Source organism: Mesorhizobium sp. WSM4845, from assembly GCF_055811455.1.
This window is the reverse complement of sequence record NZ_JBVVQA010000012.1, coordinates 3,900-22,248: the sequence shown is the minus strand read 5'-3', so window position 1 is coordinate 22,248 and position 18,349 is coordinate 3,900. Positions and strand designations below refer to the sequence as shown.

Genomic DNA, 18,349 nt, shown 5'->3' with positions numbered 1-18,349 from the left:
TTAGCGCTCCACCGAGAAGGGATTTACGACATAGGCGCAGCCGTCCGACAGACGCTGCAACAGCCCCATACTGGCGAGCCGCGCCTCGAGCCGAGCACGGTTGCGTTCGAACGCCGCGGCGTCGAATTCCACCGGGTCTAGCGCGGCGCGTGCTTCGGTCTCACCGAATACGAGGCCATAATGTTCGTGGAGGTCGGCAAGAAAACGTTTGAATTCGAGCCGCTGAGCAACACGGGTAATGACGAGCGTCTTGAGCAGCGCATCATTGGGCGCGTAGCGTGTGCGATTGGTACCGCGCGACGAGGCAAGACCGATTTGCCGCGCATAGCTGCTGTGGACCCGGCCGGCGCCCACCTCGTGTTTCTCTTCCACTTCGCGGCGCAGATTGGCGATGAGGTCGTGCGGCGCGGTGCCGCGGCCGGCCTTCTCGCGATAATGGAAGCGTGCTTCGATCAGGTCCGCGGCGCGATCGGCACGTTCCTGATCGGAGACCTCGTCGCTCAGCAGCGCCATCCATTCCGGTTCCTCCTCAAACCTGTCGATCGCTCCGTCGAGCGCGCGCAATGTCAGGCTGTCATTGTCCTGGTAGGAGACGATCGAGCGCTGGCGCACGAATTCGCGCTTCAGCGCGATGAGTTCGCATACCAGCGGCGGCCGCACGGCACGGCCCGCCAGCGCCGCGGCGGTCTCGAGCTGGTAGAGGATGACATGGAACGCCCCGATCGGAACGAGATGCGCAAACGCGTCCTGCGCGGGAAGGCCGAGCGCGAAGATCGCCAGCCAGTCATCCGCCAACCGATTGAACGCGGGATGTTGCCGGTAGGGGAGATAGGTCTCGCCTTTCTGGTCGCGGTTGGGATCACCATCGCCGGGTGCGGAAAGCCGGGCGATCAGCCGGTTCTTGGGCTGCTCCAGATCGAACAGCGCGGCGAACGGCGCGCGGAGCTCGGCACCGCGCTCGGCGCGGCTCGCCATCATGTAAAGGATTTCGCCGGTGCGGCCAAAATTGTTGAAGTCGGCTGTGATCGCGCCGGTCTTCTCATTGTAGGTGGCGTCACTGAAGAGCGCGTCCACGCCGAACGGGAAGATGAAGCGCGACGAGCTGCGGCGGTTCGATTCGTTCTCGAGCGTGGTCTGACGCACTAGACCCACTAGTTCGGCGAAATCGCGAAAGCTGCTGAAGCGGTCGCGAAGGTAGCCGAAGTCGGTACCCGCGCTAAGGCCCTGCATCGTTTCGAGCCATTCGCGCCACTGGCTGTCGCTGTCGTCCGATGCCGCTGCGATCCGCTCCATCTCGTCATTGCTGAAGAGGATGGCGCGCAAGCCCAAGCGGAAACGCATCTTGTAGGGGTGGAGCGTGTCGGGCGCGCGCGGCGAAAAGGCGGCGTCCGCGTCCATGCGATGAAAGGCCTCCGCCACGTTCAAAAATTCGAGAAACAGCAGCCAGGGCGTCTGGCGAGGCCACAAGCGATGGCCGAACAGCGCTTCCTCCACCCAGACGGTACTTTGTCCAGGCGCGCCCGATGCAGTGGCAACTTCGGCCCGATTGCCTTGCGCCAGGAAATTCATAGCCGTATCCCAAGCTGCCGCGTCGCGAACGCGCCATCTGCGCCGGTACTCAGGATCGACAACAGCACCGAACGACCCTGGTTGATCCGGTAGAAGTCGGTAAGGACGCGGGTCTTGAAGGAGATGATGTCCTCATAGCATTCTTTCGAGAAGCTCGAGGGCAGGGCGCCGTGTGCCACGCGCATCAGAAATTCGAATCGCATCAGCGTGAGCGGCAGCGTCGCGTCGTGATCCTGGCGCAGATGGACGTGTAGCACCGGGACGTGGCGATCCGGATCGAAGCCCAAGCTGAGTCCCGAGCCGTTGAAGTCGAGTTCGATCGGAACGGCGTTGAGATAGAGATCGCTCACCCGCGCGGTGGTGAAGTCGAGGCCGGTGGTGAGATAGAGCTTGTCGAGTGAGCCGGCGAGCATGCCGGTCCAGACACGGTTCAGCCCCTGAACGAGCCGCGCGAGCAGCGCCGGATTGACTGCACGGCTCGCGCGCAAGGGAGCGAGAAGCTGGCTGCGATAGGCGCCGGCCGAATGGAAGACACTCAACTGCCAGGGATCGAAACTCGGATCCTCCTCGGTCAGTCGGAAGAACAGCCGCCGGCGCTCTGCGATCAGCCCGGCATGGAACTCATCGGCCGCGCCGCGATCCTCATCGGCTTCGAGATAGGCTTCGCGCAGCCGCTCGAACCCCGGGTTCACGCCATATTGCGCGTCGTCGGCAAGCAGTCGTTGGTGATGCGGCTGGAGGTCGGTGTCATTCTGTCCGAAAACCAGAAGCGCATCGAGTGCATTACTGGTCTCAAGTCCGATGCGAAACCCGGTGAGGAAGCGAAAGACCGCGAAGCGCTCGCGCCTCGCTTCGGTCAGATTGGCGCCGAGCAGGTTGTCGTAGAGACACGCATCATGGTGCCGGCCGTCGCGCACCATGTCGCGAAGCGCATCGGGGCGTGCCACCCCGTCGCCGCCTTTATAGCCAAGCAAGCCGTTGACAAGGAGCAGCAGGACCTCGCGGATGGAGACGTGAAAGCCATTGCTGTCGCACAACTCGCCAAGCGCCTGCAGCCGTTCGCGAATGCGCGGCTCATGGAGTAGCTGAAAGTTCCTAGTGAGGGGCGAAGCCGGGCTAAACGCGGGATCGCTGGCCTCGTCGTCGAAGCACGCCCATTCCGCGCGGCCGAGTAGGCAATCGAGTGCGCGCTCCAACAGCTCGCGCGTCGACATGCGGCTCAGGTTGAGAAACAGCAACTCCGCGCCCGCCTGGCTGCGGTGGTCGCGTGTTAGCAGCGTCTCGATGAGCGGCTTGACCCGCGTGTCGGCGCTATCCGGCAGCGAATCGAACGCCTGGACGAGTTTGCCGTCATTAGCGGCGAGAACGAAGTATTCGCGCGGTTCAGGATCGAACACCGACCGCGCGAAGCGGTTGAGTAAGTCAATCTGCTCGGGCATCCAGGGCCGGCGCTGTTCAGGCGTGAAGCCGCTAAACTCAAAGATGAAGTGAAGCGTACGCTCGCCATCCGGCGTCTCGAGCGCAACCTTGCCGTAATTGCTGCGATCCCGCCCGGCCTTACGGCTCTCGTCGCCGGTCAGCCGGTGCCACAGCTCGCTACACAGGCTTGTTTTTCCATCGCCCGCGGTTCCGGTCAGGATGATGTTGGTGAGCCGCCCCTCTGCCGGTGCGATCGCTTTTGCGAGCGCCTCCGCCTCGGGATGCTCGAAGGCGAGCGGGGCTACGCCATGCGCCTGCGCCTGCCGCGCTACGGTTTCGGCATACATGCCGTCGATCTTGTTGATCGGACCATAGCTGCGCAGAAACGAGATCCAGCGCTCACCCGGCGTGGCATGCCCCTGCGGTGAACCGCTCACAGCTGGCAAATCATGCAGCCGTCACGCGGCGTGGCCTCGGTTTCCAGGCCACCGAGCACGTCGACAAGTGGTCGCTGGGTGCGCCGCGCGCGCTTGCGCTCCTGGCTCCGTTCCCAATTCTCTTCGATCGCCGCCATGCGCTCGGGGCGCTCGAGCTGATCGAGCGGCTCGTCGGTCCAATAGAAGACCTGGCCGTTCACGCGGTTGGGCTTCTCATAGGCCTTGGCCTCTTCGAACAGCTCAGGATAATGCTGCTTCAGGCGCACCCATTCGATCTTCTGCTGATAAAAGCAGAAGAAGCAGCCCGAGCGGGTCCGACCCCACTCGGTATAGGGCGGCATGCCAAGCCCGGAATTGGTCAGGATGCGCACAACGCCAGCATAGTCGATCCCGTCGTCGCGGAACGGAAAAACCGCGCGGATATTGGGCTTGTGGCTGATATAGCCTACCCGTTCCTCGTCGGCGCGAATGCCGACATAGTTGATGCAGGGTTCGTCGCCGATATAGGCTTCGAACGGCTTGAGCTTGAGGTAGTCGGTGCACCAGCGCCGCCGCCCGGAGGGAAGCACGCCCCCCTTGGTGCGCAGAATGTCGTCGAATCCCTGACGCGTGGTGGTGCGGATCACACGCTGCCCGAGATAGGATTCGAGCCGCTCAATATAGGCGACCGTGTCGGGCAGTTCCTTGCCCGTATCATGGAAAATATATTCCATGTTCGGCACGCGGTCGCGCAGGTGGATGGCGAGCGCAGTGCTGTCCTTGCCGCCCGAAAGGCTCAGGATATGGCGAACTGAGGGGTCGTTCCAATTGATCACGATGTCGATCCTGCCTTTGATGAAGTCTCTACGTCGGCGTCTTCGTCGTCAGCGGCGGCCAGAAGCAATCGCGCGGCCGCAATCCGTCCGATCCTGCCGGTGCGCTCCAGCAGCGGCGCGAGCTCAGTCTCGGCGCGCTTGATGGCGGCTTCCTGCTCGGCAGTGGTGCGGAAGATCCGCTCGATCTGACGGCCATCAGCGCACGTCACCGCGATCCGATAGGCGCTGTCGTCATCGCCCTGTCCCGGGAAGTGAATCGTCTCCACCTGACGGAAGCGCCGGGTGAAGAAGGCGAGCCGCTGGTGAAACTCCTCTTCGTCGCTGTCGGTCCAGCGTTCGGCCGGCTTACGAGCCACAAAGCTGGCGATCGACTCGAGCCAAGCGGTGTCGTCGAGCTTTTCATCGGCGAGCCGCAGCACGAATGCGCGCAATTCAGGCTCCACCAGCGCGGGAACGAGCGCGCGCCCGCGCAAGAGGACCGGCGGGCGCAGTTTTGGAAGGTCCTCGTCGGTCTCAAGCGCCGCGCCGATCGCCGCGGCGAGGCGATTGAGAAGGCGTGGATAGGCGTCGCGCAGCTCGCGGATCGCCCCGGCCATCGCTTTCACATAGCGGGCCACCGCTTCGCTTCCAGGAAGCGTCTCCGGGCCAATCGCCTCGATATCGAACGCCTTGGGAAGGTCAGTGAACAGTAGGGCGCTGGGGTCGCGTCCGCTGAGCAGCGCGCCGCGCGCAGCAAGCGTAGCGGGAGACAAACGGCGGGTCCGGCGCGAATGGTCAGGGAGCTGTTTGCCGACAAAGGTCATCAGCGGCCGAACGATGTCGAGTAACGCTGGGCGTTCGCTCAGCCGGGTCTCGAGCGCTGCGCCCAGCTGGACATAAAGCTCGGCCCGCACCCCTTCGATAGCACAATGCTGAAACTCGAAATGCTCGGGCTCTTTGGTGATGCGGGTAAATTCGGGGCCGCCCACCTGCTCGAGATATGTGCCGTCCTCATAGACCGCGGTCTCGTGCCAGCTCGCGCGCAGATAGATCGCGATCACCAGCGGGATAAGCCCGTCGCGCATACCGAAATCCGCGCCGCGCAGGCGGGTTGCCAGCACTTCATAGCCCACCGGCTTGTCCACGGCCTTGAGAATACGCGCGATCGCGTTGAGCGCCGGCGCGAAATTCAGCCGGTCCTCACCCCCTTCCGGGATGCGGACTTCCCACCGGCCTTGGCGCTGCACATGGATGCCGCCCTTCTGCAGCACGGACAGATAGATCGCGCGCTCGGGTGGGGTGTTCTGACTCGATAGGCCGAGGCCGGGCTGATCGGCGTTGGTGGCGAGCGCTTCGATGAGCAGGCTGCGCGCGCGCGCAGCAGCCGTGCTCAAGGTCCGGCGATTGATGAGCTCATTGCTGACCCGTGGGCACAGCGAAAAGGCGCGATCGCACAGATCGGAGAGATACGAGACAAAGCTACGCGACGAGGCGAACTGACGCTCACCATCGCGATCGCGCCAGCGAATGCCGACCGCAGCACTGCCGCGCACATCGAGCAGGCCGCCGAGCGTGCGGGTGAGACGTTCCTCGGCAAGTGCCAGCTGCCGCGAGACCTCAGTGCGTGCGATGCGGTCGCCGGCCAGCGCCGGGACATGATCGCGCACCCAGCGCCAGGCGAGCACATCGCGCAGCAGCGGGTCGAGACCTGCGGTGGGGCGCGGCAGACCTACGACGGTCGTCTCGGGAAGCGTGCAATGCGCAAGCCGGTTCCAGGCGTCCTCGCGCGCCTGCTCGGTGGTGGAGAGCAGCAGCACAACCCGCCCGTCCGGAGCATGAGTGTCCGGTTCGATTGCGGTTTGGACCTCCTGCTCGAAGCGACCGCTGTCGAGGCAGATGAGCTCGAAATGCCGAAGCACGCCCCGCTCGACATAATGGCGCCGCGCGACGATCGGGTCGGTGCGCACAAGTCGCTTTAAATGGTCGAACGTCTTGTCGATCGGACCGATCGCCCGCTCGGCTGCAGCGAAGGCCTGGTCGAGATCAACACTGGTGTGCGGCCATAGGCACAAAGCGCCGGCGGCACCGCGGTCATAGAGGATGCGGGCTTCGTGCGAGAGCCGTGTGATCGCCGCCTTGGCGCGGTCGTTCGCACGCTTGTCCACCCCGGCCACGGCGAGGAGCACGGCCTCGCGCGTGGGCGGGAGCGAGGGGTCGTCGATGAGGTTGAGGAGTGCCACCGTCTTGAGCACGGCCTCCTCGTCCGCTGCTCGCGTCTCGGCCGAGCGGAATATCTCCCGGATCTGGTTCCAGCGCGTGGCATGGGCGCCCGAGCCGAGCAGGCCGGCGAAATTGGCGGTGAGATAGTCGAAGAAGTCGTGCAGCCGATACGGTCTGAACCCGTCTACCGGCCGCTGGGCATGCGCCATCAGTCCGAAGGGTTCAGTGGAGGAGAGAAAGCTGAACAGAGACCGCTCATTCTGGCCGAAGCGGCGCATTGCGCGGCTGATCACGGGGAGTACGGTCGCATCGAGCGGAAGCAATGCCGGCGCGAGGTCGACCATCGCGGCCCGGCTGACGCCGCTGCCATACCAATTCTGGTCGAGCGCACTCGCCATTGTGCGCTCGGCGGCACGCACCAGCGGCGCAGAGCAGGCGTTGACATCCACGTCGAGCGCGGCGGCGATCAACGTTGCGGCCTGCTCGAGCGGCGGCGAGAACACGACTTCCTCGTAGCGGCCCGCCACCTTCTCCCATTCGCGGCGATGCGCGCTGGTAAGCTGACTCGCATAGCCTGCGATCGCCTGGTGTACGATCGCCACCACCATCACCGGCTGATCGCCGCTGCGCGCCGCGAGTTCGGCCAGATGCTGCAGGAGATAGATATCGTCGGCCTCATTCTGGGTCGCGGCGAATTCCAGATTCTTGCCAAGTTCATCGAGGATAACGAGCAGGCCAGCCGCCTTGTCGTCCGCGATAAGCGCCGCGCGCAACGCGTCCAGCGCCGCCACCACGTGCGGCGGCTCGGGTGTCATATTGAGCGTGGTGTCAAGCGCGCGCGGGATGCGCGCAAAGCACCGCTTGGCCGTGGTACGCAAAGCGCGCAGGACGCTTTGGCCTACCGGCTCGCGCTCGCCCACCACGAGCACAGGCTCGAGCCGCCTCTTGGCGCTATACTCCTGCAATTCTTGGGGCAGGAGCTTCTTCTCGGCGAGCCCAAGCCGCGCGAGCGCCAGCGCGAAGCTCGATTTGCCCGAGCCATAGTCGCCGGTCAGACGCCAGGCGCGTTCCGTCGAGCCACTGCGAAAACCGGCAGCCAGCCGCTGCGCGGTGGCGCGGATGAACGGTGTTACCACGTAATAGAGGCTGGCGTGAGGGTCGGCGAAATCGCGCTCGATTTGCACCGAGCGCAGATGGTGCGGGCGCACCTGCAGCAGGGCGTCGAAGCGAGGATTCGGCGTGCGGTTCCCGGCATCAAGCATCGATCAACTCCGCAGCGGGCTGCTGGCGGAACAGATCGCGAAGCAGTTGCGTCGCGGCCGGGCACGCGGGGCGGCGCAACATAAATTGGTTGAAGCTCTCAATGAGCTCGATTCGGGCGCCGCGGCCAGCGGCAAGCCGCATCACGCGCGCCAGCACCTCATCTTCGGGCATGCGGAAAACGCGACCCGGTGCGCCATGGCCAAAAGCGATTGAGGAAAGCGAAACGGTCTCTTCGAATTCGAAGGCATTGCTCCACCAGGCGTGCAGACAATAGGCGAACAGGGCGTCGCTGATCATTGGCTTGGGATCGAGATCGAAGGCGAAGACCGGTTCGCGGCGACCCTGCGCGGTCTCGCGATCGCCAGCGCGCGCCACCAGCCCGAGCGACGACAAGGGACTATCAATCCCTTCCTCGCCGCGGCCGTTGCGACCGCGCAAATAGGTGTGCAGCCAAACGTCGAAATGCTGCCGAGCGCTGACACTTGACAGCGGGCGGACAGCTCGCTCGGCTTCGCGCGCGAACGCGGTCATGACCTCAGACGTGGTGAAGAACCGCTCGCTCCAGCGGTTGATCAGTAACTCCCAGGCGAAGAACGGATTTTCGCGTAGCGTGGCGATGTTCCAGTGGAGCAGCCATAGCGTCTGCTCGTCCTCGAGGAACCGGTCATAGCCGCCGGCGCCGAGCAACGCCTCGCCGAGCGGTGTGAGCGCCCACTTGCCGTCCTTTCGGGCGGCAATGCCATAAGCCTCGACCCAGATCCGCAGCGATTCGACCATGTTCTTGCCGAGGCCAAGCCGAACTACGCCGCGCAACGGATCACTGAAGACATCGTCGCCCTCCTGGATGGCTTGCGCGGCCTTGGGCAGCCAAGCGGTCCGGAGCGCGAAGCTTTGGTGCCCGCCAAACCGGTACGTCTGCGAGTCCGCTGGAACCTTGTTCACCTTTTACCCTTCACCTCACGCCCCGGTGACCCTAGCAGGCCTATAGCCTGACCACCACCCTCGGTAGCAAATTCCTGTGCATCACCGGTCTCGGCAACACTGCGCCAGTCTGTCGGAAACCCTTGATTCGCGGCGATTTGTGCTAGGGGGCGGACCAGCTGGTGATAGCGATCCTCGATCCATTGCGGGGTAAGCCCGATCAGTTGCGACGGATCGACGCCGAGAAATTCGGCATAGGCCTGGGCTAGGCCGCGTGGAACGCCGGGGCGGCGGAGAACGCCGGCATGTAGCGCGGCGAGCCGCGGTAGATACAGGTCAAGCGCCGGGAGATGATCGGACTTGTTGCGGTTCACGGCCGGCACGATTGGGGCCAGATTCCAGAATTCGTCATGAACCACGAACGACCAGGGCAGGAAATGATCGACTTCGAATCGCTCATCGAGCGTCTCGCCGTTGAAGATGTCCGCTATTGCCGGCTCGCCAGCCTGAGCGATGATCTCGGCCCACCACGCCCGGGCCAGGCCAAGCGAGCGACGGCGTGGCAGCTCGAGCTTGTTGACGATGCCAGGAACATTGGGGTTGCGCGCCTGAAGGTACCGGGTGAGTTGCTGCTCGGCGAAGCCAAGCACGAGCGCGCGGTTCGCCCCGAGCCAATCGCGCCAGCCCGGCGCGAGTTCCACCAGCACCGCATCGCGCGTTTCGATCAGCCGATAGGGACCGCTATCGGCTTGGCCAAAGGCACAATCCGACACTGCCACGAGCTCGCGCGAGCCGCGCCGGTCGTATGGAGTCGCGCGGGCCGCCTGGGGAAACCAGCTGCCGAGGAAGCGGCCGGGCACGAAGCGGGCAAGCTCATCGACCCAGTCGGGGAGCGCCGGCCAAGCGTCGAGCGCCCGGGATAGCCTCGCGGCCGAGGTTCGCGCCGGCAAGTCCGAGCTTGCCTGGAGAGCGCGCACGCAGTCCTGCAGGCGATCGACCTTGCCGAGCGATAGGCGGAAGAGTGCCACCGCCGCCCACGCGCGGATGACCATTGCCTGCACCAGCCGGGCCGCAGGCAATGGCCGATCGAATTCCGGCAGCAGATCGACGATCGCGAGCAGCCAGAAGAATTTGTACGAGGAGATTGTGTCGCTAAACACGGCCCCGAGCTCACGCGCTCGTAGCCTGGGAGCGGAGAGCGGGCTGGATAGTGGGATTTCGGCGACGATCAGGTCCACCGTTGCCTCTCTCATCAGTTGAACCGCGTAGGCAAGCGGACGCTGCCGCCGGGTACGCCTTGCGCCACGGCGAGGCGCTCGCGCAGCTTCGTATCGGCCATTCGCTCCCCGAGCATATATTGGAGAAGTGCGAGGGCGAGTGAGGTGTTGGCGGTATTCATCCGGTTGCGGCGATCGTCCCAGATCACGCCCTTGAACGGCGCTTTGGTCAGCTCAAGCGGAACCTTCTTGACGAGCTTGAAGGCAGCGGCGAGCGTATGCTCTTTCTGCAGAGAGGCGACCAGTCGCATCATGATCGTGAGGCCAACCGGGCGAAACATCAGCCGATGCTTCGGCGCGGCGCGTCCCACCGGTATCAGCTCCCCGAATGTCTTGCTGCGCATCGCGGAGTTGAGCTCGGGGTCGAGCGCGATCAGCCGCTCGAGATAATCGAGGACTTCGTCCGCATAGCGGTTGATTATGCGGTCGGGCAGGCGGACGCGCGTGGCGCGCTTCAGTTCGTCGTTGCCACGTCTTGCGCCGATGTCGCCGAGCGCCAGCTTAATGAGATCGTAAAAGTGACCGATCGTGGTCAGCGCGGGCGCCTGGGCGGGAATGCTCGGCGTGAAACGGTCGATGTCGATTTGACCTCGATTGAAGAGTACCTGCTCATCTACGAACCGCCGGGTGAGGATTGCGGCCAGATCGACCTCGTCGAGCGCTATGATGTCGCGCTTCGATACCGGGACCGCTTTCTTGTTGATCGCCACGAACAGACTGCGGGTTCGCCGCAGCCCCTTGGCATCGGTCTGGTGCGCCACGAACAGGACCGACACGCGATCATCGCCGATCTCGGCGTTCTTCTCGAGCGCGCGCCTGATGCCCGCCAGCCGGTGCTGGCCGTCCAGCGCGAAGAGATTTTCCTTTCCGTTGAACTCGAGATAGCCCAGCGCTTCGCGATCCTTGTCGTCGATATCTGACAGGCGATGCGCGTCATTGCGCACCTCCACGTCGAAGGGGTGCCATTGGGGGTGGCCGCCATGGACACCCACCACGAGTGAGTTGAAGAACCGGTCCTGGGTCTTGATCAGATAGTCCGAAATGTCCTGGGCGCGCGTCTTGTCGTCGAGGCTGCGCTGGATCATCTCGCTCAGCTTGGGATTGTTGTGGATCTCACGGGCATAGCGCACCCGCTTCTGAAGATCGGCGAGCCGCATCAGCGCTGCATAATAAAACCAGCTGCCGAACTGGCCCTGGATGGCGGGAAGGTAGAGTGCGCTACTCATTGCCATGCATTTCGGCTTGCTTTCACTTCAGCGCTGAAATCGCGCAGCGAATAGGGAGGTAGGAGACTGTCGTTAAGCGCACGTTCGATCTCTCGCAATCGCGGCTTGTCGGCCTCATGCTCGGCGAAGCAGAACTCGGCTTCGCCCCAGAATACGTTCAGGAATTTTCGAACCTGCTTGCGGCCGCGCTCGCTGGTACGTTCGGTCAAATATTGCATGTAGCGGCTGCGCAGATTTTCGGTCTCGCCGGCATATAGCGGAAACAGGACTTGCGGCAGGCCGCCCAGACTGTTGCCAACGATGAAGCAGTAGAGCCCTGAACTCTCGGGCACGCCTGTTGCGCCGCCCGCGCGAAACGGGACCACCTGCCAGTTGAGCCCATGGTCCTGCGAAAATTGCGCCCAACGGCCGGGATAAACCGCGCACCGGATGATCCGCAGCTCACCGGCCGCGATTTCCTCCAAAAATGCGTCCAACGATTCGCCCCCTCTACCGTACGCCCGCCGGTGATGTGTTAATAGGATGTTCTACGCTTGCGCAAGAGCGATTAGAATCGCGACTGGTGCATCATGAAAGGTCGCGCGGTGAACCGTTTCGGTCCGACGATCATTACCTTGTCCTCGACCGGCAAGACGCCGTTTCTCTGCCACGCCAACAGCAATGCGCTTTAAACCTGCAAGTCCACCAGTCGCTCTTGTTGCTAAAGCAAATATATTATTCGACCGTCGGCTTTATGAATGCAAAGTAATCAGCGTTCGAAGGCATGCCTTCCTTCGGGGTCTTGTCCAAGGAGTGCTTACGTTTGAAGAACTTGATCGAAACACTTTCGATAGCGATCCTTTGTAGTGCAGTCGGTGACGTTTTCCGGCCGGACATGTCGTCCTTTAGGAAGCAACGTTGCCGCCGATCGGCAGAGCAGGAGGCTTAGCGGGCGGCTTCAAAGAGGGTTGGCGGTGGACGACCAATCCAAGGTGTTCTCGATCTAGCCAGACATGAACATCATCTCGCTCAACTCGCGGACGGGAACTGTTGTGCGATAAGAGAAGGAACGATACGAGGACTAGCCATCCTCCGACGGGAGTTTACCCCTCTCGCCCACAATACCGGTCTCGCGTCACCTTGTGTGGCTTCCGGTTGATCACATGCTTGAACTGCAGCCCGTGAGAAGTCTCACAGCAGTGTAGATCGCCCAAAGCGACCTCTAGATCGATCTCGCGCGTGAAGCGGTAATGCCCACCTTGGGCGAGGGCATGTTGCACGACGGCAGCACCGTGCTCGGCCAAGCCAGCAACCAGGTACTCCGCGAGCTTGGGCGAAAGATCCTGCTGCCACTCGAACAGCACCCGAAGCGTTCGGACGAGCACGCCGACCTGATGCGGATTGGCCTCTAGGTTTATGTCGACGACGCCGCGATGGAGGTTCGACCAAAACGTGCTGGACCGACTGATGGTAGCAGTGCGGCAGTGATAGACGACGGCATCGCAGTCGAAGAAGGTCGTTTGGACCAAGTCGGTTAGCGACTGAACAGCCACATGGCCGGTACTCACGGCCCAGGTCTTCTCAAGGGCCCAGATGTCGAAGTCGAATCGTCCGCAGCGCAGCCGATAGCCGCCAAATCGATTGAGCTCCGCCTCCATGGGCCGCAGTAAGTCATCGAGTGCGTCCGCCGGGCCGTCCACCACAACATCGACATCGGAGTTGAAGGCTGCGCTGTCACCGGCCCGAGCGAAATCACGTGGCATGCCGCCGAAGATCCCAACCTCGCCCACAGATCCCAGCAGGTCAACCAGACGGCCGATATCGGCTCCATCCTGTCCCCGGATGAAGCGGGCGATGCCTGAGCTAAGTTCGAGGTCCCGCAGGTGGGCGTCTGCGTGCATCAGCCCGCTCCCCGCTTGCGAAGATCTCCGAGCAGGGAAACGGCGAATGTGTCCGTCATACCGGAGATCATGTCGGTCGCCAGCTGCAACTCACGGTAACGAAGCGGCATCTTGTTCCGATCGTTGGTGGCAACACGGCGATAGTTCTCCGAGATCCGCGAGTATACGTAGCTCGAAAGCGGCGGCCGCTTGGAGCCGATCGAATCTGCATCCCTGCGATCCTGAATCGCGTTCCAGAAAATATCCATAAGGCTGTGAATGGTCTGGTGCCCCTTCAGCTCCACCTCCAGAACCTTACGATGGTTGTAGATGTAGGTCCTGGCGAACTTTTTGAGGCACTTCCACAGGTCCACCGCCTTGGACGCACCCATCAGCTCGCCCTTGAATGTCCCGCTCATGATCGCATCGTAATTGTCCACGAATGCGTCCGTAGCAGAGGGCACCATCACACCAATCGTCGTTACGCGCCACATTTGCAAGGTGATGTCGTCGAGTTCGGCCGCGGAGAGCGACTCTTTCCGGAACTCCTCGTGCCGGTCTTTTGCCTTCGCGACCACGTCAGCGACAACCCTGTTGTCGGCACCGGCGTGCTCCAGATAGCTGATTAGGCTATCGAAATTGACCAAGCCCTTTTTGGCGGCGTCTTCGATGTCGACCACCGAGTAGGCGATATCGTCGCACGCTTCCATGATGTAGGTGAGCGGGTGGCGAACGCCCTCTGCGAGACCGGTGACAGACCAGACTTCGCGGGCGATTTCCGCCTCGGACTGAAAGAAGTTGAATTTCTTGCGGGCCTGCACCTTCTCGTTAATTTGGTCTGACGGGCTTGGGTACTTCATTAGCGCCGCGAGAAACGCGTAGGTCATGTTAAGCCCGAAATCGTCGTTGACAATCTGAAGGCGAGTGAGCAGCCGGAAGGCCTGGGCGTTGCCTTCGAACTCAAGAAAGTCCGCTTTCTGTGCCGCGCTCAGGCCAGCGAAGAATTCGGGGTCCTTCTCACTCTTGTTACTCATCCAAGACCGGATTGCTGCTTCGCCCTGGTGACCGAAAGGTGGGTTGCCGAGATCATGGGCCAATCCGATTGCCTCTAGTAGCGCCGGGATGTTTCGGGGAGCCTTCAATTCCTCTGGAAGCCGAATCTTTTCTGGGTAGGCGTAGACGAGTGCGGTGCCGAAGCTCCGCGCCATATTGGCGACCTCATGACTATGGGTCAGGCGCGTCCGAACGCTATCATGAGCTTCAAGCGGGAAAACTTGGGTCTTATCCTGCATACGGCGCACCGGCGTCGAGAACAGAATCCGGTCGTGGTCGCGTTCCAATTCGGTCCGATGCTCGACGGTCTTGACGTGCTGGGAGCTCGTTGGCGGCTGCCCCTTGGCACGATCTTTCCGGCGTTCGGAGTTGAGCAGGTTCTCCCACTGCAGTTTAACCACTGCCAATCCTCTCTGTTTACGTTTCGTTCTTGCACAAACATGCCGATTCGGCAACCAGAGCAGCACGGAACATCAAAGCACGGCGCTGGTTAAGGTAAGGCCTACAGAGCTCGGCGGCGCTCCGCGCTAGCAGAGTGCGATCGTATTGTTCCGGTCTCAAATGCGTATAGCGACGGAGCATCTTCCAGTCCTTGTGTCCGGGGACCATTGCCACCTGCTCGATGGTGAAGCCGGCCTCGAACAGGCGGCTCGTGCCTTCGTGACGCAGGTCATGGAAGTGCAGATCCTCGATGTCCAGTTCTTGGCACGCGCGTCAGAACGCTGTCCCCGCTGACTATGGATGCCAATGGGTGGTCGCTTTTTTGTGCACGCTGTGCACTGAGCGGTACAAAACGCGAAAACGTGTGCACGTCCAAGGGTCTTGAAAATACGAGAAAAAGCGTTAAATATCAAGCACATATAATTGCCGTTGCGCCAATGATTGACTGGACGGATCGGCAATACTGCTATCCATCGGCTGCTGACGCGCCGGGCGCTGCTCTAGGCCGAACTGGTGGCAGCGGACGCGGTGTCCATGGCGATCGCGGGCGGCTTATGAGATTCTCGCTCGGCACCCCGTTGGACTGCAGCTCGGCGGGTCGGAGCCTGCGAAGCTCGCAGAGGACGCGCGGCCGGGGCGCGTTCGGCTATGACGAGGTAAACCTGAATGTAGGCTGTCCCACAAACCGAGCACTATCGGAAACCGTTGGCGTCTGCCTGATGCGCGGGGCCCGAACTGATCGCTGCCAGCGTCGGGGCGATGAAGGCTGCGACCGAGCGGCCAGTGAGCGGATCTGGCAAAGGTATTTGACTCAAAGGTATTTGACTAGAGAATGTGGACCGCGCCAAAAACCCGCAAAAACACGAGGCAGCCCTCCAAGTTCTGGTGAGTTTTTTTTACCCTACGGAGTCGTTTGGATCCAGCCATGTCTTTGAGTTTAAGTGGCGCACCCGACAGGATTCGAACCTGTGACCTCTGCCTTCGGAGGGCAGCGCTCTATCCAGCTGAGCTACGGGTGCTTTCAGGATCGACGATCCGGAAAACGAAGCAGCCGGTGAACCGGCCAGCCACGGCTTCTTAGCGGAAGCAGGCGCAGGCTTCAACGGGCAAGGCGCCGTAAAGTTGTCCCGGCGCCTCCGGGCTATCTCATATGGGGTCCGTGCCGTATCCGGGCGCTGCGCGGCCTCGCAGGCTCACGGCGTGCATCATTCGAACAGCCAGGCCTTTTCTCGCCCGCCCCTCACTGCTCCCCGGCATACAACAACCTTGTCGTCGTGTTCGACGCCGGCGACAGGTTGCGCTGGATCAGCGCTTCGACGTGGTCGTTGCGCTGGCGCGCGCTGTCGGCGCCCATCACCACCAGGATGAGCCGGCGGCCGTCGGCATCGTAGGAGGTGACGATGTTGAAGCCGGAGGCTCTGATGTAGCCTGTCTTGATGCCGTTGACGCCGCGGACGCGGCCGAGCATGTCGTTGTGGCCGCGCACCAGCCTGCCCCGGAACATGAAGTCGCTTTCCGAAAAATAGTGGAAATGCTGCGGGAAGCGGGCGCGCAGCGCCATGCCGAGCACCGCCATGTCGCGCGCCGTCGTCTGCTGGCCGCCGTCCGGCAGGCCCGAGGCGTTGCGGAAGACGGTGCTGCGCATGCCGATCTGGCGCGCTTTGGCGGTCATCATCGCGGCGAACGCGTCTTCGCTGCCGCCGAGATATTCGGCGACGGCGACCGCCACGTCATTGGCCGATTTGACGGTGATCGCCCGGATCGCCGAATCGACGTCGATCGTCTCGCCGCGCCGGAAGCGCAGCTTGGTCGGCGGCTGCCTGGCGGCGTTGGCCGAGACCGGGATCAGCGTCGTCTTGCTGACGCGGCCCTGATCCAGCGCCTCGAACAGCAGGTAGAGCGTCATCATCTTGGTCAGCGACGCCGGATAGCGCGGCGCCGTCGAGTTGGCCTCGAACAGCGTCCTGCCGCTGCTGCCGTCGATGACAACAGCCGCATATTTCTGCGCCGGCGCCGGCACCGCCAGCATGGTCTCCGTCGGCGTCGTCGCGCAGCCGGCAACGAGCACCAGCAGCGCAAACGCCGCGACAAATCTTTGGAGGAGCGGAAAGAGGCGCGGTTTGGACATTCTGAAGGTAAGCTGTTGCTGAAACGAGTGGGAAACTAGCCTAACCCAATGGCGCCGTCCATTTGGTTAATGCCGGTGTTCACGGCAATCGCTTCGGGTTTGAATTCACCCCGGCGTTGGCGCCGCCCCTCACCTGCCTGCCGGCATCCTCTCCCCGTATAGTGACGGGGAGAGGGGCCGAGGCTTTCCTTACGATGGACCCCCACCCTAACCCCCCACAAGGGGGAGGGAATGCTGCCGCGCGCCTTTACTTTCCCTTGGGCGCGCCGGAAGGCAGGCAATTTGCCGAGGTCAGCGCCAACGGAAGTCTCCCTCCCCCTTGTGGGGAGGGGTTAGGGGTGGGGGTACATCGTAGCGCGAAAGCCTCGAGGCTAGGGGTACATCACCGGGCAAATGCGTCTCTGACATGCAAAGCCCTCCACCCAGCTTGCGCAACCGCCACCGAGCGGGTTTGCTGGCGCCGGCAGAATCAGCAGGTGCTCCATGGATACGCTGACGATCAAGGCAAAGGGCATTTCGGTAACGGTCGATCTCACCGTCGGCCATCTCGCCGACATGACGGTCGATAGCGACGGCCGCCGGCTAAAACCGCTGCATCGCGCGCCGTGGATCGACGAGCCGCGACAGATGCTGCCGCCAGACCTGCCCGAGGGCACTGTTCGCCTGTCCGGCGATTTTTTATGCGCGCCGTTTTCGCGCAGCGATGTCGAGGAGGCGCCCTTGCACGGCTGGCCGGCCAACAGCCGCTGGGATGTCGTCGCCTCCGCGGCGACTGGCGATGGCTGGCGCGCCTTTTTCAGGTTGCGGCACAAGGTCATGGGCGCCACGTTCGACAAGATCCTGACCCTGCGCGACGGCCATCCGTTTCTCTACCAGGAGCATGTCTTTTCCGGCGGTTCCGGCGGCATCTCCGTCGCCCATCATCCGATGACGGTGATGACGGACGGCGGCAGGCTGGCCTTTTCGCCGAAGCGGTTTGCGGCGACGCCGGACGACCCGCTCGAGCCCGATCCGGCCCGCGGCCGTTTTCTGCTCGCTTATCCGGCGCGCTCTGCAGACCTAACGCATTTTCCCGCCGCCGATGGCGGCAGGCTCGACCTGACCGACTATCGCATCGACCACAGCCGAGAGGATTTCGTCACGCTGGTCGAGGCCGACCATGGCGGGCCGGGCTGGACCGCGCTGGCGCGAAAAGCGGAAGCCGATCTGGTTGTGGTGCTGAAGAACCCGGCCGAACTGCCGGTCACCATGCTGTGGATCAGCAATGGCGGGCGCGACTACGCGCCGTGGAGCGGCCGCCACCGCGGCGTGCTCGGCATCGAGGACGGCCGCACCGCGCTCGGCCACGCCGAGTCGCTGGGTGACAACTGGCTGAAGCGGGAAGGGGTGGCAACCGCCTTTGCCCTTGGCGAAGGCGGCAACGTCTCGTTCCGCCACGTCATCGGCGCCTTGCCTCAAGAAACCGGCGGCGAGCCGCCGCGCGACATCATAACCGCTCAGGGGCACATGCGCCTTGCGGCGGCAGACGGTACGACGCGGCAAGTGCCTTTCGACGGCGATTTCCTGCGCATCGGCCGATCCGTGCCCTCCTGATTGGGCTGTGTCGTGGGCGGCGCTTCCGGTTGGAGTTAGCCCTCCTATTGCGAGCGTTGGCGCGGGGGGCCCCCCCCCCCCCCCCCCCCCAAATAAAAAAGGCTTAGTAGGGGGGACGAACACGAACACCCGGGGGGGGGCGTGCGGGG

The 18,349-nt window shown here is 62.9% G+C and carries 13 protein-coding genes, 1 tRNA gene and 1 pseudogene; 2 read left to right on the top strand and 13 right to left on the bottom strand.

The genetic code is table 11. The features are described from left to right. The 11 genes and pseudogenes from AC0L2C_RS15595 to AC0L2C_RS15545 all read right to left on the bottom strand — a co-directional run. Positions 1 to 1,494, bottom strand: coding sequence for a hypothetical protein (locus tag AC0L2C_RS15595; RefSeq protein WP_473523765.1), 1,494 nt, complete (start codon positions 1,492 to 1,494; stop codon positions 1 to 3). Positions 1,495 to 1,565: 71 nt separating this feature from the next. Continuing rightward, complete coding sequence (locus tag AC0L2C_RS15590) at positions 1,566 to 3,425, bottom strand: hypothetical protein (RefSeq protein ID WP_473523764.1); 1,860 nt, start codon at positions 3,423 to 3,425, stop codon at positions 1,566 to 1,568. Further along, positions 3,422 to 4,240, bottom strand: a complete 819-nt coding sequence (locus AC0L2C_RS15585) for a phosphoadenosine phosphosulfate reductase domain-containing protein (protein WP_473523763.1) — start codon at positions 4,238 to 4,240, stop codon at positions 3,422 to 3,424. The genes AC0L2C_RS15590 and AC0L2C_RS15585 overlap by 4 nt, the downstream gene beginning before the upstream one ends. Then, positions 4,237 to 7,701, bottom strand: coding sequence for a hypothetical protein (locus AC0L2C_RS15580; RefSeq protein WP_473523762.1), 3,465 nt, complete (start codon positions 7,699 to 7,701; stop codon positions 4,237 to 4,239). The genes AC0L2C_RS15585 and AC0L2C_RS15580 overlap by 4 nt, the downstream gene beginning before the upstream one ends. Next, positions 7,694 to 8,644: a DUF4007 family protein gene (locus AC0L2C_RS15575; protein WP_473523761.1), complete on the bottom strand. Its 951-nt coding sequence runs from the start codon at positions 8,642 to 8,644 to the stop codon at positions 7,694 to 7,696. The genes AC0L2C_RS15580 and AC0L2C_RS15575 overlap by 8 nt, the downstream gene beginning before the upstream one ends. Continuing rightward, on the bottom strand, positions 8,641 to 9,861 hold the full coding sequence (locus AC0L2C_RS15570) for an HNH endonuclease domain-containing protein (RefSeq protein WP_473523760.1): 1,221 nt from the start codon (positions 9,859 to 9,861) through the stop codon (positions 8,641 to 8,643). The genes AC0L2C_RS15575 and AC0L2C_RS15570 overlap by 4 nt, the downstream gene beginning before the upstream one ends. A 14-nt stretch (positions 9,862 to 9,875) precedes the next feature. Further along, positions 9,876 to 11,132 (bottom strand): DGQHR domain-containing protein, encoded by a 1,257-nt coding sequence (locus AC0L2C_RS15565; RefSeq protein ID WP_473523759.1) that lies wholly within the window; start codon positions 11,130 to 11,132, stop codon positions 9,876 to 9,878. Next, on the bottom strand, positions 11,123 to 11,602 hold the full coding sequence (locus AC0L2C_RS15560; protein ID WP_473523758.1) for a hypothetical protein: 480 nt from the start codon (positions 11,600 to 11,602) through the stop codon (positions 11,123 to 11,125). Before AC0L2C_RS15560 ends, AC0L2C_RS15565 begins: the two co-directional genes overlap by 10 nt. Before the next feature lie 606 nt (positions 11,603 to 12,208). Then, complete coding sequence (locus tag AC0L2C_RS15555) at positions 12,209 to 13,006, bottom strand: hypothetical protein (RefSeq protein ID WP_473523757.1); 798 nt, start codon at positions 13,004 to 13,006, stop codon at positions 12,209 to 12,211. Continuing rightward, positions 13,006 to 14,439 carry a dGTP triphosphohydrolase gene (gene dgt, locus AC0L2C_RS15550; RefSeq protein ID WP_473523756.1) on the bottom strand — a complete coding sequence of 478 codons (1,434 nt, stop codon included), beginning with the start codon at positions 14,437 to 14,439 and terminating at the stop codon, positions 13,006 to 13,008. The genes AC0L2C_RS15555 and dgt overlap by 1 nt, the downstream gene beginning before the upstream one ends. A 148-nt stretch (positions 14,440 to 14,587) precedes the next feature. Then, positions 14,588 to 14,773: pseudogene (locus AC0L2C_RS15545) on the bottom strand (tyrosine-type recombinase/integrase); the annotation flags it as partial. A 2-nt stretch (positions 14,774 to 14,775) separates the two neighbouring features. Between AC0L2C_RS15545 and AC0L2C_RS15540 the strand changes: the two are divergent. Further along, positions 14,776 to 15,414, top strand: coding sequence for a tRNA-dihydrouridine synthase (locus tag AC0L2C_RS15540; protein ID WP_473523755.1), 639 nt, complete (start codon positions 14,776 to 14,778; stop codon positions 15,412 to 15,414). A gap of 7 nt (positions 15,415 to 15,421) precedes the next feature. Here the strand turns inward: AC0L2C_RS15540 and AC0L2C_RS15535 are convergent. Both AC0L2C_RS15535 and AC0L2C_RS15530 read right to left on the bottom strand, forming a co-directional pair. Continuing rightward, positions 15,422 to 15,498: transfer RNA gene (locus AC0L2C_RS15535), tRNA-Arg, on the bottom strand. Between the two features lie 221 nt (positions 15,499 to 15,719). After that, the gene (locus tag AC0L2C_RS15530; RefSeq protein WP_473523754.1) at positions 15,720 to 16,607 is read right to left on the bottom strand and encodes a D-alanyl-D-alanine carboxypeptidase family protein; all 888 of its coding nucleotides are present in this window, start codon (positions 16,605 to 16,607) and stop codon (positions 15,720 to 15,722) included. A gap of 483 nt (positions 16,608 to 17,090) precedes the next feature. Between AC0L2C_RS15530 and AC0L2C_RS15525 the strand changes: the two genes are divergently transcribed. Beyond that, on the top strand, positions 17,091 to 18,200 hold the full coding sequence (locus AC0L2C_RS15525) for a hypothetical protein (protein ID WP_473523753.1): 1,110 nt from the start codon (positions 17,091 to 17,093) through the stop codon (positions 18,198 to 18,200). Positions 18,201 to 18,349 lie beyond the last annotated feature (149 nt).